This is a genomic window from Streptomyces sp. 8K308 (assembly GCF_004348315.1).
GTDB lineage: Bacteria > Actinomycetota > Actinomycetes > Streptomycetales > Streptomycetaceae > Streptomyces.
Genome location: NZ_SMKC01000059.1, coordinates 13,653 through 28,243, shown reverse-complemented (window position 1 = coordinate 28,243; position 14,591 = coordinate 13,653). Strand labels below are relative to the sequence as shown.

Sequence of the window (14,591 nt, the reverse complement as noted above, 5' to 3'; positions counted from 1 at the left end):
GCGGGGGTCGGCACGGTGGTGTACGCGGTGGCGATCGGGCCGCTCGCCCAGTTCTTCCTGCGGGTCTTCGCGATCGGGGGCACGGAATCCGGAATGGATTTCGAGGAGCGGCGCCGGCCGGGTATCCTTCGCCTTCGGTCCCGCCGGATGAGCCGTTACCCCGAGCCATCCTGTGCGGACGCCGGGTGACATCTCCTGTCAGATGTGACAAACCGGACGCCGGTGGGTACAAGAAGGGGCGGTACGACGGGCGACGCATGACCCGCAACGGGAATCTTCACCGCCGACCGGACGTTGACCTGATGATGACGACAGCGACACCTGTCCTGTGGGCGACCAGCCCGGGAGGCACGATTCATGAGTGAGCGAGCTCTTCGCGGCACGCGGCTCGTGGTGACCAGCTACGAGACGGACCGCGGCATCGACCTGGCGCCGCGGCAGGCGGTGGAGTACGCATGCCGGAACGGCCATCGGTTCGAGATGCCGTTCTCGGTGGAGGCCGAGATCCCGCCGGAGTGGGAATGCAAGGTATGCGGCTCCCAGGCCCTGTTGGTGGACGGCGAGGGACCGGAGGAGAAGAAGGCCAAGCCCGCGCGCACGCACTGGGACATGCTGATGGAGCGCCGCACCCGTGAGGAGCTCGAGGAGGTGCTGGCCGAGCGGCTGGCCGTCCTGCGCTCCGGTGCGATGAACATCGCGGTGCACCCGCGCGACAGCCGTAAGACGGCCTAGGGCGCCAGCACCACTGAGGCCCACGAGCAGATCAGGGGCACGGGTCACGCCGTTGTGACCCGGCCCTTTTGTCTGCCCTCACGGCTGTGCCGAGCCGCCGGTCCACCCCCTCGGGGGCGGGCGGCGGCTCTCAGTCGTCCGCGCCGTCCCGCCGCTCGCGGTCCCCGGCCCGCTCCTCGTCCTCCTCGGACACCACCTCGCCGGGCACCACCTTGCCGTCGGGCCGCCGCATCCGCATGCGCTCCTGGGCCGCCCTGGCCTCCTGGAACGCCTCGCCGAACGGCCCGCCGCGCCGCCGCAGATAGCGGCCCGCGCCCTTGCGCCGCAGGGCGGCGGTGGGCGGGAAGAGGCAGAGCAGGCCGACGACGTCGGAGGCGAGCCCCGGCACCATCAACAGCAGGCCGCCGAGCATCGCGAGGCCGTTGCCCCCGCGGTCGTCGGCGGGCGCGCCCTCCGGACGCATGCTCGCCACCAGGCGCTGCCAGGCACGGCTGCCGGCGCGCTTGATCACCAGGGCGCCGAGCACCAGGCCGGCCACCAGCACGAGGAAGACCGTGAGACCGCCGGCCAGACGGCCGAGCAGGGTCAGCAGATAGATCTCGAGCAGCGCCCAGGCCGCCACGCCGAGGGGCAGCAGCGGCGACCGCCGCCTGCGAACGGGTCGGACGCTGGTCGCTCCCTGGATGCCGTACGGATTCGGCCTGCCGGTCGTCATGGGTCAAGTGTGCCTGGCCCGCGCGCCTTCCCGAAAGGCGCGCGGCCGACGGGGGTCATCACCCGCGCCGGGCCCTCCGCTCCCGGCGGTCGCGCACCACCACCAGGACCCAGGCGACGAGCCCGAGCCCGGCCAGGGCCCACTCGGGCGCCGCGCCGACGCGGTCGGCGACGGTCCGACCGTCCCGCAGCGGCAGCTCGGCGGTCAGCACGTCCTGGGTGAACTCCTCGGTGCGCTGCTCGATCCGGCCGTCCGGGGCCACGATGGCGCTGATCCCGCTGGTGGCCGCGGTGACGACGGCCCGACCGTGCTCGACGGCCCGCAGCTGGGACATGGCGAGCTGCTGCTCGGGCTGGCCGGTGTTGCCGTAGGTGGCGTTGTTGGTCTGCACGACCAGGGCCCGGGCGCCGTCGTTGACGGTGTCCCTGACGATCCCGTCGTAGGCGACCTCGAAGCAGATGACGTCCCCGAGGCGGGCCGGGCCGACGTCCAGGACACCGGTCGAGTCGCCGGGATAGAAGTCGCGGGGCACCCGTTCGAGGCGGCTGATGAAGGTGCTCAGCTGCTCGCGGAAGGGCACGTACTCGCCGAACGGCACGGGGTGCTGCTTGGTGTAGGAGGCGCCGGGGCCGGTCTCCGGGTCCCAGACGATGCCCTGGTTCTCGACGTAGCCGTCCTCGGTGGGGTGGTCGACCAGGGCGCCCACCAGGATCGGCACGCCCACGGCCCGGACGGCCCGCTCGATGGCGGCGCGCGCCTCGTCGCTCTGGAACGGGTCGAGGTCGGAGGCGTTTTCCGGCCAGATCACGAGATCGGGTCGTTCGACGCGGCCGGCCTCGATGTCGGCGGCCAGGTCGAGGGTCGCCTCGACGTGGTTGTTGAGGATCAGCATCGGCCGGCCGAGGAAGTCCATGCCCGGCTGCTGCACGTTGCCCTGGACGACCGCGACCGAGACGGTGTCGTCGGCGCCGGTGGGCACCGGCACGGCGTAGCCGGCGGCGGCGATCGCCGCGCTCAGGCCGACCGCGCCGAGCGCCGGCAGCTGGGCCCTGGGGGCGCCCTCGGCGCGCCCGGGCGCCGCGCTGGCCGCCTCGCGCCGACCGGCGAGCAGCCGCGGCGCCGCCCAGGCCAGCAGGGCGCCGCTGAGCGCGACGGCGAAGGTGACCAGGGGCGCGCCGCCGAGCGCGGCCAGCGGCGTGAAGGGGCTGCTGGTGTTGGCGAAGGCGAGCCGGCCCCACGGGAAGCCGCCGAACGGGATCCGGTCCCTGGCCCACTCCTGGGCCACCCACAGGCAGGCGGTCCACAGCGGCCAGAGCCGCAGCCGGGAGGCGCGGGCGAGCGCGGCGCCGAGCACCGCCACGAACAGCGACTCGACGAGGGCGAGACCGACCGTGACGTCCCAGCCGATGACCCGCAGCCAGCTCAACAGCAGCAGGAAGAACGGCCAGCCGAAGGCGAGGCCGAGCCAGGCGCCCTGCCGGCCGGTGCGACCGTGGGTGAGCAGGGAGAACGCGGCGACGGCCGGCACCGAGAGCGGCCACAGGTCGAACGGCGGGAAGGCGAGCGCCAGGCCAAGGCCGGCCACCGCGGCCGCCACGCCGGCGCGCCAGTGGCGGCGTGCCCCGCCCACGAGCCTCCGCGGCCGACCCGGGCGACGGGACGCCGCGCCGGCCCCCGTCCCGGCCGGCGGCGCCTCGGTGACCGACGGCGCCGCCTCGTCCGGTCTCTCGCCTTCGATACCGCTGGCCGTGGTCGTGTCTGGGCCCGATGGCACGGTCGTGGCCTCTCTGCTGAGCGGGCGATGATGAACGACCGTACCCCGAACGAGCGATCAGCGGCGGATCGGGACCCGGCGCCCTTCGGTCCGACCCGGGACCCGCTGGCTGCGGGTCGACCGAAAGCCGTTGTCTACTGAGCGTCCGGGCCCCGCCCGGGTCGCACCAGCCGGACGGACGAAGCCTTCCGCCCCCGTGCCGCGGACCCGCTGGACCTGGCTCCCGCTGGCGAAGCGCCGGTCCGGCACCCCGCCCTCTGGCCCAGCGGCGTTCGTCGACTGCGCGGAGGAGCGCCGACCGGACGTCCTGTGGTGGACCCGGCCGAACCTACCCCTCGACAACCGCCGCCTGTCAACAGCCCTCTGACCTGGTGCTTTTCCTCAAAGGACCAGGTCAGTGCGGAGTGGGTGCGGAGTTCGACAGGCGGAGCGCACATCGTTCGGCGGTATCGGGGGGCCGGCGGATCACTCGTTCAGCCGGTCGTATACCGTGCGGCCGGCGACCACGGTGCGCAGGCACTCGGGCAGCGGCGCCCCGGGGCTCAGGTCGGGCAGTCCCGGCGTGCCAGAGCGGGGGTCGGTGGACCAACGGACGATCCGGCTGTCGGGCGCCTGGACGATCAGCTCGTCGGTGTGCCAGATCGCGTAGTCGGCGGGGGCGCCCGGCGCCAGCACGCCGGCGTCGTCGCGGCCGACGGCGCGCCAACCGCCCCTGGTGTGCGCGGCGAACCCGGCGCGCACCGAGATCCGGTGCCGCTCGGTGCGGTGGAAGGCTGCGGCCCGCAGGGTGCCCCAGGGGTCGAGCGGGGTGACCGGCGCGTCGGAGCCGAAGGCCAGCGGGACGCCGGCCCGCAGCAGCGCGGCGAACGGGTTGAGCGCGGCCGCGCGCTCGGCGCCGAGCCGCCGCGCGTACATGCCGTCAGGGCCGCCCCAGGCGGCGTCGAACGCGGGCTGCACCGAGGCGGTGAGGGCGAACTCGGCGAAGGCCGCGACGGCCTCGTCGGTGATCAGCTCGGCGTGCTCGACCCGGTGCCGCAGGGCACGCACCCGGTCGAGCCCGAGGCGCTCGGCCGCCGCCCGCACACCCGACACGACGCCGTCGATCGCCGCGTCCCCGATGGCGTGGAAGCCGGCCTGGAGGCCGGCCTCGGTGCAGGCGGCGACATGGGCGGCCACCTGGTCCACGGTCAGGTGCTCGGCCCCGGTGTGGTCGGCGTCGGCGTACGGCGCGTGCAGGTGCGCGGTGTGCGAGCCGAGTGAGCCGTCGACGAAGAGGTCGCCGCCGGCGCCGACCGCGCCGAGCTCGCGCACCGCCTCGGCCTCCTTCACGTCGGTGACGAGCGCGCCCCAGTAGCCGAAGACCCGCGGCCCGGGCTCGGCCGCGGCCAGCGCGAGCAGCCCGGTCAGGTCGTCCTCGCTTGAGATGTCGGGGCCGGCGCACTCGTGCAGCGACCCGATGCCGAGCGACGCGGCGCGGCGCAGCGCGGCCCGCTGGGCGGCGGTGCGCTGCGCCGCGGTCACGGTGTCGTGCGCGACACGCCGGGCGGCGTGGTGGGCGTCGGTGGTGAGCGGCCCCTCGGGGGCGTAGCCGCGCAGCGTGGTGATGCCCGGGACGCGGTCGAGCAGCGCCGTGGTGACGAGCGCGGAGTGCACGTCGACACGGCTGAGATAGAGGGGACGACCGCCGGCGGCCTCGTCAAGCTCGGCGCGGGTGGGGGTCCGGCGCTCGGGCCAGCGGGTGGCGTCCCAGCCGTGTCCGAGCAGCACGCCGCCGGGCGGGGTGGCCGCGGCGTGGGCGCGGATCAGGGCGAGGGCGGCCGGCAGGTCGGCGGCCGGCGCGAGGTCGAGCCCGGTGAGGGCGAGACCGGTGGCGGTGGCGTGCGCGTGGGCGTCGGTGAACGCCGGGGTGACCAGCGCCCCGTCGAGGTCCACGATCTCGTCGGCGGTGGCGGCCAGCGAGTCGGCGGCGCTCTCCGAGCCGATCCAGGCGATGCGGTCCCCCTGGACGACCATGGCCGTGGCGAAGGGGTCGGCCGGGCTGTGGACCTCGCCGCGGCGCAGCAGGACGGTGCGCGGCGGCCGGTGTCGGGCGGTGCTCTCGGTCATGCCCCCAGTCTTCCGGCTCCCGGCCGTCGCCGCTGGCCCGGGGTGCCGGGACGGCCCGGTCAGACCCGCGGGGGCCGCGCCTCGTAGGGGGTGGAGAGGACGACGGTGGTGCGAGTCGAGACACCGGCCAGCGAGCGGATGCGGGCCAGCAGGTGTTCGAGGTCGGCGGGGGCGCCCACCCGGACCTTGAGGATGTAGTTCTCGTCGCCCGCCACGCTGTGGCACGCCTCGATCTCGGCGACGCCGGCGAGCCGATCGGCGATGTCGTCCGGGGCGCTCGGGTCGAACGGCTTCACCGAGATGAAGGCGGTGAGCGGCAGGCCGACGGCCTCCGGCGAGACGATCGCCGCGTAGCCGCGGATGACGCCGCGCTGTTCGAGGCGGCGCACCCGCTGGTGCACCGCCGAGGTGGAAAGGCCGGTGGCCTTGCCCAGGTCGGTGTAGCTCATCCGCCCGTCGTTGACGAGCAGTTCCACGATGCGCCGGTCAAGTTCCTCCACGGTTCCGTAACCTACCCGGAACGGCGCCCGCGCGGAGCCGCGCGACGCTCGGCGTGAGAACCGGCGCGCACGCCCGGGCACAGTTCGACAACACTTGTGTGACGAACGACACAAAGGGGCGCCCACCTGCGGTTCACCGTCACGATTATTCGCCGAATGGGGCGGGAAGTGCTTGCTGTGGCCAACGCCACTGCGCCGTCCTAGGGGGATGTACATGCGCTCAGTGAAGCCACTCCGTTCCGAACCGACCGGTCAAACGCCGGAGTTCGAGGACGACGACCAGGAGTTCGGGGAAGATCCGGCGGACGTCGCCCTGTACCGCGTCGTCTGCCCCGACTGCTCGCGGCCGATCGCCCTCGGGGGCCTGGGCGAGCCGCTGCCGCAGCACGCGCTCTGCCCGACGCCGTGGAACCCGTTCGGGTTGACCATCTGCCCCGGCTCGGGGCGCCTCGCCGAGGAGGACGGGCTGACGCCCGTGCCGTTGGCGACGATCGGCCCCGAGAGCGCCGCGAGCGCGGCGCTCCCCGAGGGCCTCGACTGGCGGTTGCAGCCGTTCTCCCACGCTACCGGGCCCGGCAGCCGCCCGGCCGCCGTGCCGCCGCTCGAGCGGGCGGCCTGACGAGCAGTCAGCGCTGCTCCGGACCGAGCAGGTGACGGGCGATGACCGCCCGCTGGATCTGGTTGGTGCCCTCCACGATCTGCAGCACCTTGGCCTCGCGCAGGTAGCGCTCGACCGGGAAGTCCGCCGTGTAGCCGTAGCCGCCGAGCAACTGCACGGCGTCCGTCGTGACCCGCATGGCCAGGTCCGTGCAGAACAGCTTGGCCATCGCGGCCTGTTGGCCGAACGGCTCGCCGGCGTCCCGCAGGCGGGCCGCGGCCAGGTAGAGGGCGCGGCCGGCCTCGATCTGGGTGGCCATGTCGGCCAGCATGAAGCGGAGCCCCTGGAAGTCGGCCACCGGGCGGCCGAACTGGCGGCGCTCGGCGGTGAAGGCCACCGCCTCGTCCAACGCCGCCTGTGCCACACCCACGGCGCAGGCGGCGATGCCGAGCCGCCCCGAGTCCAGGGCGGCCATGGCGATGGCGAAGCCCTGGCCCTCCTCGCCGATGCGGCGCGCGTCCGCGATGCGCACCTCGTCGAAGTGCAGCTGCGCGGTGGGGGATCCGCCCATGCCCATCTTGCGCTCGGGCGCCGCGGCGGTAAGCCCCCGGGCACCACCCGGCACCAGGAAGGCCGTGATGCCGTGCGGGCCATCGCCGCCGGTGCGCGCGAGCACCGTGTAGAAGTCGGCGATCCCGCCGTGGGTGATCCACGCCTTGGTGCCGGACAGCACCCACTCGTCTCCCTCGCGGCGGGCGCGGGTACGCAGGCCGGCGGCGTCGGATCCGGACTGCGGCTCGGATAGGCAGTAGGCGCCGAGCAGCCCGCCGTCGAGCATCTGCGGCAGGTGCCAGGCCCGCTGCTGTTCGGTGCCGAAGGCGGCCAGGGCGTGGCAGGCGAGGGTGTGCACGCTGACGCCGAGGCCCACGGTCAGCCGGGCCGCGCCGAGCTCCTCGAGGACCTGGAGGTAGACCTCGTAGGGCTGGTCACCACCGCCGAACCGCTCCGGGTAGGGCAGCGCGAGCAGCCCGGTGGCGGAGAGCCGGGAGAAGAGCTCGCGCGGGAAGGTCCCCGCCGCCTCCTCCTCGGCGGCCACCGGCCTGATCTCCCGCCGGATCAACTCCCGGACCAGGCCGAGCAGGTCGTGGGACTCGGGGGCGGGCATCCGGCGGGGCACCGGGGCCGGTGCCATGGGTGGTCGGGCGAGCGTCATCGCGGTTCCTCCTGCGGTTGGTCGGCAGGTGACGTGTGGGCCGCCGGGTCTCGGCGGCCCACGTCGGACGGCGGTGAGTGGCCTGTCGGTGGTCAGGTGGCTCCGCAGCCCGGGTCCTCGGCGTCGATCGCCAGCGGGCTGCCCTCGGGTACGAAATAGGTCGCGTAGAGAACGACCGGCTCGGTCCCGAGGTTGCGCCCGATGTGCACGTGGTGGGATCCGGCGGGCTCGAGGACGGTGTCCCCGGCCGTCGCGACCTCGACCGCGCAGTCGTCGACGGTGCGGGTCAGGGTGCCAGAGGCGACGACGGCCAGCAGCCGGCCCGGATGGTAGTGCCAACCTGTGGAGCCGCCGGGCTTGATGGTGATCACCCGCATCGTGACGTCGGTCGGCCCCCGGCTGGTGAGGTCGAGCGACCCGGCCGAGGTGCCGGTGGCCAGGGTCTCGGCGGTCACCCCCTCGCCCGGTGTGGCCGCGGCCCCGCCCGGCACCAGGGCCAGGGCCGCCACCGCGGTGGCGGCGAGCCAGGTCCGCGCCCGCCGCCCGCCGCCGGACGTCACCTGATGCCCACGGTGGCCAGCGCGCGCCGCTGGGCCGCGGTGGGGGCGGCGGGGAAGTAGAGGTAGCAGACGCCGCCGGAGCCGCTGCGCACGGCGCCGTTGGCGTCGTAGCGTTTGGTCCGCAGCCAGACGTTCTCGAACTGCCGGCGCCGGTAGACCCGGCGCACCCCCGCGTTGTCGTCCGCGTTCGGGTCGTTGGCGATGACGTCGCCGGCCGCCGTGAAGCCGACCACGGTCATCAGGTGGCCGGAGGTGCCGTAGCCGACACCGTCGAGGTCGCTGGCGATGAAGGACTGGGACGTTATCAGCGGGATGCCGGCCGCGATCAGCCGCTCGGCGCCGTCGAGAGTGGCGATTCTGGTGACCACGCCCTGCATGTCGCGGTAGGTGGCCGCGTAGGCCGCGTTGAACGGCCAGTTGCCGCAGCCGCCGTACTGGTAGTCGTAGGTGAAGCGGGCCGCGTGGCAGACCTGCGGATCGCTGAAGTCGGGGTTCACCCAGGCCAGGTCCTCGGCCGTGGGGCGGCGACCCCAGGACTCGATGATCATCTGCGAGGAGGTGGGGCTGCACCAGGCCTGACCGCCGTTGTCGTACTCCGGGTACCGGCCGATGTGGACGTTCTGCGAGTAGCTGGGGACGGTCAGCTCGACGCCGGCGGCCACGCCCGGGACGGTGGCGGGCACCTCGAAGCGGTCGGGGACGGCCGAGGTCATGGCGCCCACCCGCCAGACGGTCGGGGTGGCGCCGCCGGGTGCCCGGTAGAGGGTCAGCCGCAGCCGGTAGGAGGCGAGCCGCAGGCCGCTGGCCGCGTCGTCGATGGCGAGGGTGTCGGTCCAGACCGTGGACTTGCCGTCCTCCTGGTCGTCGACCGAGGTGCGGCGGATGTCGCCGTCGCCCGAGGCCCAGACGCCCAGGGTGTACCAGGGGGTGTCGGTGCCGTCCGAGTAGGTGCCGAGCACCTCGACGCGGATGAAGGTGCCGGCCGGGGTGTGCGCGTTCCACGAGGCGATGAGTTCGGTGGCCGGGGTGGCCGCGCGGTGCCTGGGCGACAGCCAGGTGGCGTACTCGTAGGCCCTGGTGGTGCCGGTGTGCGGGTCGGCGTAGTCGACCGTGCCCTGGGCCCGGCGGAGCACCACGCCGGCGCGGCCGGTGCTGACCACCGCCACGCCCTGGGCGGTGCCCGCGGCCCAGTCGGCGGCGGTGACCCAGCCCCGGTACTCGATGCCGGACTCCGGGTCGGCGCCGCGGCGGCTGCCCGGGGGGCCCGCCGGCGTGGTGGCGGTGGCGGAGCCGGTGGTGAGGCTGGCGGTGGTCCCGACGGCCGCGGCGACGGCGGCGGCGAGAACGGTTCGGCGTGGCGTCGTGGTCACGGTGCTTGTCTCCCGGGGTCGTCTCCGAACGTGTGCGGAACGAGGTGACTCAGGCGCGGCAGGTCACCACTATCGCCGCTGTGTGACGTGACGGCCAGTCATTGCCCGCGAACGCGCGGAAACAATATTGGTGTCGACCTGTGACGCCGACCGGCCGGCGCGGCTTCGTTAGGCTCTTCGTGATGATCTCCCCCGCCTCCCCCGCCCGCGACGGACTCGCCGGGCTGCCGGCCAGGCTGCGGGCGCTGCCGCCGAGCTGCGGCCCGACGCGGCTGGTCGCGATCGACGGGCACGCCGGCTCGGGAAAGAGCACCCTGGCCGGCCGGCTCGCCGCCGCGCTCGGCGGGGCGCCCGTGGTGCGGCTCGACGACCTCGCCAGCCACGACGCGTTCTTCGACTGGACGGACCGGCTGACGGCCGGGGTGCTCGACCCGCTGGCGCGCGGCGAGTCGGCCGAGTACCGGGTCTACGACTGGGAGCGGCGCTCCCTCGCCCGCACGGTGTCGTTCGCCCCGGCGCCCGTGGTGCTGCTCGAGGGGGTGGGCGCGGGCCGTCGGGCGCTGCGGCCCCGGCTGGCGTTCCTCGTCTGGCTCGCGGTCCCGGCCGAGACTGCCTGGGCGCGGGGGCGGCGCCGCGACGGTCCCGAACTGGCCGGATTCTGGCGGGAATGGGTCGCGGCGGAGCGGCGGCACTTCGCCGAAGATCCGTCGCGACCCCATGCGGATATCCTGATGACACCGAGGGGTGACAGCTATGAAGCCCACGAGTGAGGCCCTCCGGGCTCCGGGGGCAGGCAGCGGTAACCCGTTGTGGGGGTCGTCATGAAGGCTGGCGCGCGTGGCGCGCACGGACCGCCGAGCGGGGCGGACCTGGCCTGGCTGCGGGGCGTCGACGCCTACGCGGCGGCGGCCTACCCGGAGGCCGAGGAGGAGTTCAGGGCGGCGGTCCGCGAGGACCCTGGGATGGCGGACGCCTGGCTCGGCCTGCACGCGCTGCGCACCGACGTGCCGGCCGCGCTGCGCCAGATGTTCCGCAACCGGAGCCGCTTCGGTGAGCAACGCGCCCGCCACGGGCGCCCGTTGAGCTCCTGGTACTGGCTCGGCTGGTGGGTGCAGCCGGTGCTCGAGACCCAGCGCGACCTGCTGCTCGCCCACGCCTCGCACCTGCTCGACGGCCGCCGGATGGCCGAGTTGGACCGGGCCCTCGCCCAGTGTCCGGCGCCGGAGAGCGATCCCCACGCGCGTTTCCTGCACGCCTGCCGGTGCTACCTCTCCAAGGACTGGGAGGGGCTCTACCGGTACACGGCCAATCTCACCGAGGATCCCCAACTGGGCGTCGAGGCCGGTTTGTTCGCGGGCATGGCGCGGGTCAGGCTGGAGATGTACGACCAGGCCGAGCCGCTGCTCTCGGCGGCCCTGATGCGCTGCCGCAGCGAGCAGCCACAGCGCAAGGAGCTGCGCTACTGGCTGGCGCGGGCCAGGGAGGGCAGCGGGCGCAGCGCGGCGGCGATACCGCTGTACCGGGCGGTGCACGAGGCGGATCCGGAGTTCATGGACACGGCGGTGCGGCTGACCGCGCTCGGCGTCGAGGACCCGGAGGCGGCCCACTTCACCGGGGCCTCTGGCGAGTTGCTGACCGGCCCGCTGCCGGCCGGTCTGCTCGGCGCCCTGGAAGCGCTCCAGGAGGACGGCGGGCGGGGCCGGCGGGTGCCGTCGCCCACCGCGCCGACCGGCGGCCAGCGCCCGGCGGGGTCCGTCACCTGGCCGGGCCCGGTGGGGCACGCCCACGCGGGCCAGGGCGCGGTCGCGGCCGGGGCGCCGCCGGCGCCCGACCCGGCGTTGCTGGCCAGCACGCTGGCCGAGCTCGACCGGATGGTGGGGCTCGAGCCGGTGAAGGAGCAGGTGCGGGCGATGTCGGCGCAGCTGCGGATGGCGCGGCTGCGCTCGGGGCAGGGCCTGCCGGTGCAGCCGCCCAAGCGGCACTTCGTGTTCTCGGGGCCGTCCGGCACCGGCAAGACGACGGTGGCCAGGATCCTCGGCCGGGTCTTCCACGCGCTCGGCTTACTCAGTCACGACCGCCTGGTGGAGGCCCAACGGGCCGATCTCGTTGGGGAGTTCCTCGGGCAGACGGCGGTGAAGGCCAATCGCCTGATCGACTCGGCGCTGGGCGGGGTGCTGTTCATCGACGAGGCGTACAGCCTGGTCCACACCGGCTACAGCAAGGGCGACGCGTACGGCGACGAGGCGCTGCAGGTGCTGCTGAAGCGCGCCGAGGACAGCAGGGAACACCTGGTGGTGATCCTCGCGGGCTATCCGGCCGGCATGGACCGGCTGTTGGCGGCCAACCCGGGTCTCGGCTCGCGGTTCGCGGCCCGGATCGAGTTCCCCAGCTACTCGCCCGAGGAGCTGACGGCCATCGGCGAGCTGCTCGCCGCCGAGCACGGGGACGCCTGGGACGCCGAGGCGTTGGACGAGCTGCGCAGCATCGGCCGGCACGTGGTGGACGAGGGGTGGATCGACGAGCTGGGCAACGGCCGTTTCCTGCGCACCCTCTACGAGTCGGCCTGCGCCTTCCGGGACGTCCGGCTCTCGGAGTCGGGCACGGCGCCGACCCGGCAGGAGCTGGCCACGCTGCGGCTCTCCGACCTGATGCAGGCGTACGGGGAGGTGCTGTCGTCCCGCGGGATACCGCGGGACTGACGGCCGTTCCTCGGGTGGGTCGGGTGCCGCGGCGTCAGCGGCTCGGCGGCCCGTCGGCTTCCGCGGCCGCGGTGCCACGCGCCTCGGCGAGCGAGCGGAGCGCGCGAGCGTCGGCCAGCGCGCGCTCCCGGGAGACGCCGGGCTGGATGGCCATCACGGCGAGCACGGTGCCGTCGGCGAGGTCGAGCGAGACCCACGGGTCCCCGGGCCTGAGGGTGACCCGCACCACCTGGGCCCAGGCGAGCCGCCGCTTGGTGGTGAGGTTGACGACGGTCAGGCCCTCCGCGTCGGCGACGGCCTTGGGCCTGCTGAGCAGGACCGTCACGCCGAACACCGCGGCGCCGCAGCCGGCGAGGGTGAGGCGGTCGCTGAGCGTGCCCGTGGCCGTGATGCCCTCCGGCAGCACCACGGCGATCAGCAGCAGCAGCCCGAGCACCACCGAGCCGATGGTCAGCAGCACGATCCTGGTCAGCACCGGACGGAAGGTGACGGGGAGATCGGGCGGCGGCAGCGCCCGGCCCGTGGTGGTCTCGCTGGTCATCCTGCCCTCCGGGGTCAGAGGCGGGCGGCGTGGATGCCGGTGCTGAGGATGGCGCGGGCGCCGAGGTCGTACAGCTCGTCCATGATCCGCTGGGCGTCCTGCACCGGCACCATGGAGCGGACGGCGACCCAGCCCTGGTCGTGCAGCGGCGAGACGGTCGGCGACTCGAGGCCGGGGGTGAGCGACACCGCCTTGTCGACGAGCTCGGCCCTGATGTCGTAGTCCATCATCACGTAGCGGCGGGCCACCAGCACGCCCTGGAGGCGGCGCAGGAACTGGCGGACCTTGGGGTCCTCCTCCTCGCCGTCCTCGCCGGCGCGCCTGATGACCACCGCCTCGGACTCCAGGATCGGCTCGCCGATGATCTCGAGGCCCGCGTTGCGCAGGGTGGTCCCGGTCTCCACGACGTCGGCGATGACCTCGGCGACGCCCAGCTGGATGGCGGTCTCGACGGCCCCGTCGAGGTGGACGACCGAGGCGTTCACGCCGTGCTCGGCAAGGTGGGCGGTGACGACGCCGGCGAAGGAGGTGGCGATCGAGAGGCCGCCGAACTTCCGGACGTCGCGGACAGAGCCGGGCCGGGTCGCGTAGCGGAGGGTGGAGGCCGCGAAGCCGAGCTCCATGATCTCCTCGGCCTCGGCGCCGGAGTCGAGCAGCAGGTCGCGGCCGGTGATGCCGATGTCGAGGCGCCCCGAGCCGACGTAGATGGCGATGTCGCGGGGGCGCAGGTAGAAGAACTCGACCTGGTTGTCCGAGTCGATCAGGACCAGTTCCCGGCGGTCCTTGCGCTGCCGGTAGCCGGCCTCGTGGAGCATGGCCGCCGCCGGCTCGGAGAGCGACCCCTTGTTGGGAACGGCGATGCGCAACATGGACGGGCTTCCTTCGTGCGGGGAGTACGGGACGCGGTGTGATTCGGGCGCGGGCGCGCCGTCAGAGGTGAGCGTATACGTCGGACAGCGAGAGCCCGCGGGCGACCATCATCACCTGGAGGTGGTAGAGGAGCTGGGAGATCTCCTCAGCGGTGCGGTCCGCGCTCTCGTGTTCGGCGGCCATCCACACCTCGGCGGCCTCCTCGACGACCTTCTTGCCGATGGCGTGCACCCCGCCGGCGAGCAGTTCCGCGGTGCGGGAGGTGCTTGGGTCGCCGGTGGCGGCCTTCTGCTGGAGCTCGGCGAAGAGCTCGTCGAATGTCTTGTTGGCCATGGTGGTCTTACCCTACGGCGTGCCCGGCGGTCAGCCTCGCGCGGGGCGTGGAACGGCCCGCAGGGTGGTGGCGGCCGCGACGGCGGCGGTGGCGGCCTCGTGTCCCTTGTCCTCGGTCGACCCCGGCAGCCCGGCCCGGTCCACGGCCTGCTCCTCGGTGTCGCAGGTCAGCACGCCGAAGCCGACGGGGATGGCGTGGCCGACGCTGACCTGGGTGAGGCCCTGGGTGACGCCCTGGCAGACGTAGTCGAAGTGCGGGGTGCCGCCGCGGATGACGACGCCGAGCGCCACGACGGCGTCGTAGCCGCGCTCGGCCAGGGCCTCGGCCGCGAAGGGCAGTTCGAAGCTGCCCGGCACCCGCACCACGGTGGGCTCGGGCACCCCGAGGTCCTTCAGCGCGCGCAGCGCGCCGGTGAGCAGCCCGTCCATCACGGTCTGGTGCCACTGCGCGGCGACCACCGCGACCCGCAGGTCGGCGCCGCCGGTCACGGTCAGCTCGGGGGCTCCCTTGCCGCTCACTGTCTTCTCCCTCTCGTCGTTCTCATCGTTCGGGCTTTCTCGTCGTTCGGGCGTTCTCGTC

General features: G+C 74.1%; 15 protein-coding genes and 1 pseudogene. 5 read left to right on the top strand and 11 right to left on the bottom strand.

All coding sequences use genetic code 11. The features are described from left to right. A pseudogene (locus E1265_RS37965) lies at positions 1-189 on the top strand (hypothetical protein); the annotation flags it as partial. 168 nt (positions 190-357) lie between these two features. Continuing rightward, positions 358-732, top strand: coding sequence for an RNA polymerase-binding protein RbpA (locus E1265_RS11915; protein WP_132818429.1), 375 nt, complete (start codon positions 358-360; stop codon positions 730-732). 130 nt (positions 733-862) lie between these two features. Here the strand turns inward: E1265_RS11915 and fxsA are convergent, their stop codons facing one another. From fxsA to E1265_RS11895, 4 genes are all read right to left on the bottom strand, one after another. Next, complete coding sequence (gene fxsA, locus E1265_RS11910; RefSeq protein WP_132930253.1) at positions 863-1,447, bottom strand: FxsA family membrane protein; 585 nt, start codon at positions 1,445-1,447, stop codon at positions 863-865. A 58-nt stretch (positions 1,448-1,505) separates the two neighbouring features. Next, on the bottom strand, positions 1,506-3,077 hold the full coding sequence (gene lnt / locus E1265_RS11905) for an apolipoprotein N-acyltransferase (protein WP_243740706.1): 1,572 nt from the start codon (positions 3,075-3,077) through the stop codon (positions 1,506-1,508). Positions 3,078-3,686: 609 nt separating this feature from the next. Further along, positions 3,687-5,327 carry an amidohydrolase family protein gene (locus E1265_RS11900; protein ID WP_132930251.1) on the bottom strand — a complete coding sequence of 547 codons (1,641 nt, stop codon included), beginning with the start codon at positions 5,325-5,327 and terminating at the stop codon, positions 3,687-3,689. Between the two features lie 59 nt (positions 5,328-5,386). Beyond that, the gene (locus E1265_RS11895; RefSeq protein ID WP_132930250.1) at positions 5,387-5,827 is read right to left on the bottom strand and encodes an Lrp/AsnC family transcriptional regulator; all 441 of its coding nucleotides are present in this window, start codon (positions 5,825-5,827) and stop codon (positions 5,387-5,389) included. Positions 5,828-6,041: 214 nt separating this feature from the next. Between E1265_RS11895 and E1265_RS11890 the strand changes: the two genes are divergently transcribed. Continuing rightward, complete coding sequence (locus E1265_RS11890; protein ID WP_132930249.1) at positions 6,042-6,446, top strand: hypothetical protein; 405 nt, start codon at positions 6,042-6,044, stop codon at positions 6,444-6,446. Positions 6,447-6,453: 7 nt separating this feature from the next. On the opposite strand, the gene E1265_RS11885 is transcribed toward E1265_RS11890, so the two are convergent. The 3 genes from E1265_RS11885 to E1265_RS11875 all read right to left on the bottom strand — a co-directional run bounded on the left by E1265_RS11885 (position 6,454) and on the right by E1265_RS11875 (position 9,568). Next, a complete protein-coding gene (locus E1265_RS11885; protein WP_243740705.1) occupies positions 6,454-7,638 on the bottom strand; it encodes an acyl-CoA dehydrogenase family protein in 1,185 nt (394 codons plus the stop codon). Positions 7,639-7,730: 92 nt separating this feature from the next. Continuing rightward, positions 7,731-8,198: a cupin domain-containing protein gene (locus E1265_RS11880; protein WP_243740704.1), complete on the bottom strand. Its 468-nt coding sequence runs from the start codon at positions 8,196-8,198 to the stop codon at positions 7,731-7,733. Then, positions 8,195-9,568 (bottom strand): peptidase C39 family protein, encoded by a 1,374-nt coding sequence (locus E1265_RS11875; RefSeq protein ID WP_132930248.1) that lies wholly within the window; start codon positions 9,566-9,568, stop codon positions 8,195-8,197. Before E1265_RS11875 ends, E1265_RS11880 begins: the two co-directional genes overlap by 4 nt. A gap of 182 nt (positions 9,569-9,750) precedes the next feature. Here E1265_RS11875 and E1265_RS11870 point away from each other — a divergent pair, with 182 nt between their 5' ends. Together E1265_RS11870 and E1265_RS11865 are read left to right on the top strand one after the other, a co-directional pair. Continuing rightward, complete coding sequence (locus tag E1265_RS11870) at positions 9,751-10,338, top strand: hypothetical protein (protein WP_132930247.1); 588 nt, start codon at positions 9,751-9,753, stop codon at positions 10,336-10,338. 51 nt (positions 10,339-10,389) lie between these two features. After that, the gene (locus E1265_RS11865) at positions 10,390-12,267 is read left to right on the top strand and encodes an AAA family ATPase (protein ID WP_132930246.1); all 1,878 of its coding nucleotides are present in this window, start codon (positions 10,390-10,392) and stop codon (positions 12,265-12,267) included. Positions 12,268-12,301: 34 nt separating this feature from the next. Here E1265_RS11865 and E1265_RS11860 read toward each other — a convergent pair whose 3' ends face one another. The 4 genes from E1265_RS11860 to ribH all read right to left on the bottom strand — a co-directional run bounded on the left by E1265_RS11860 (position 12,302) and on the right by ribH (position 14,530). After that, complete coding sequence (locus E1265_RS11860) at positions 12,302-12,808, bottom strand: PH domain-containing protein (RefSeq protein WP_132930245.1); 507 nt, start codon at positions 12,806-12,808, stop codon at positions 12,302-12,304. Positions 12,809-12,822: 14 nt separating this feature from the next. After that, a complete protein-coding gene (hisG, locus tag E1265_RS11855) occupies positions 12,823-13,677 on the bottom strand; it encodes an ATP phosphoribosyltransferase (protein ID WP_132930244.1) in 855 nt (284 codons plus the stop codon). Positions 13,678-13,738: 61 nt separating this feature from the next. After that, a complete protein-coding gene (locus E1265_RS11850; protein ID WP_132930243.1) occupies positions 13,739-14,011 on the bottom strand; it encodes a phosphoribosyl-ATP diphosphatase in 273 nt (90 codons plus the stop codon). 30 nt (positions 14,012-14,041) lie between these two features. Continuing rightward, positions 14,042-14,530 carry a 6,7-dimethyl-8-ribityllumazine synthase gene (gene ribH / locus E1265_RS11845; RefSeq protein ID WP_132930242.1) on the bottom strand — a complete coding sequence of 163 codons (489 nt, stop codon included), beginning with the start codon at positions 14,528-14,530 and terminating at the stop codon, positions 14,042-14,044. Positions 14,531-14,591 lie beyond the last annotated feature (61 nt).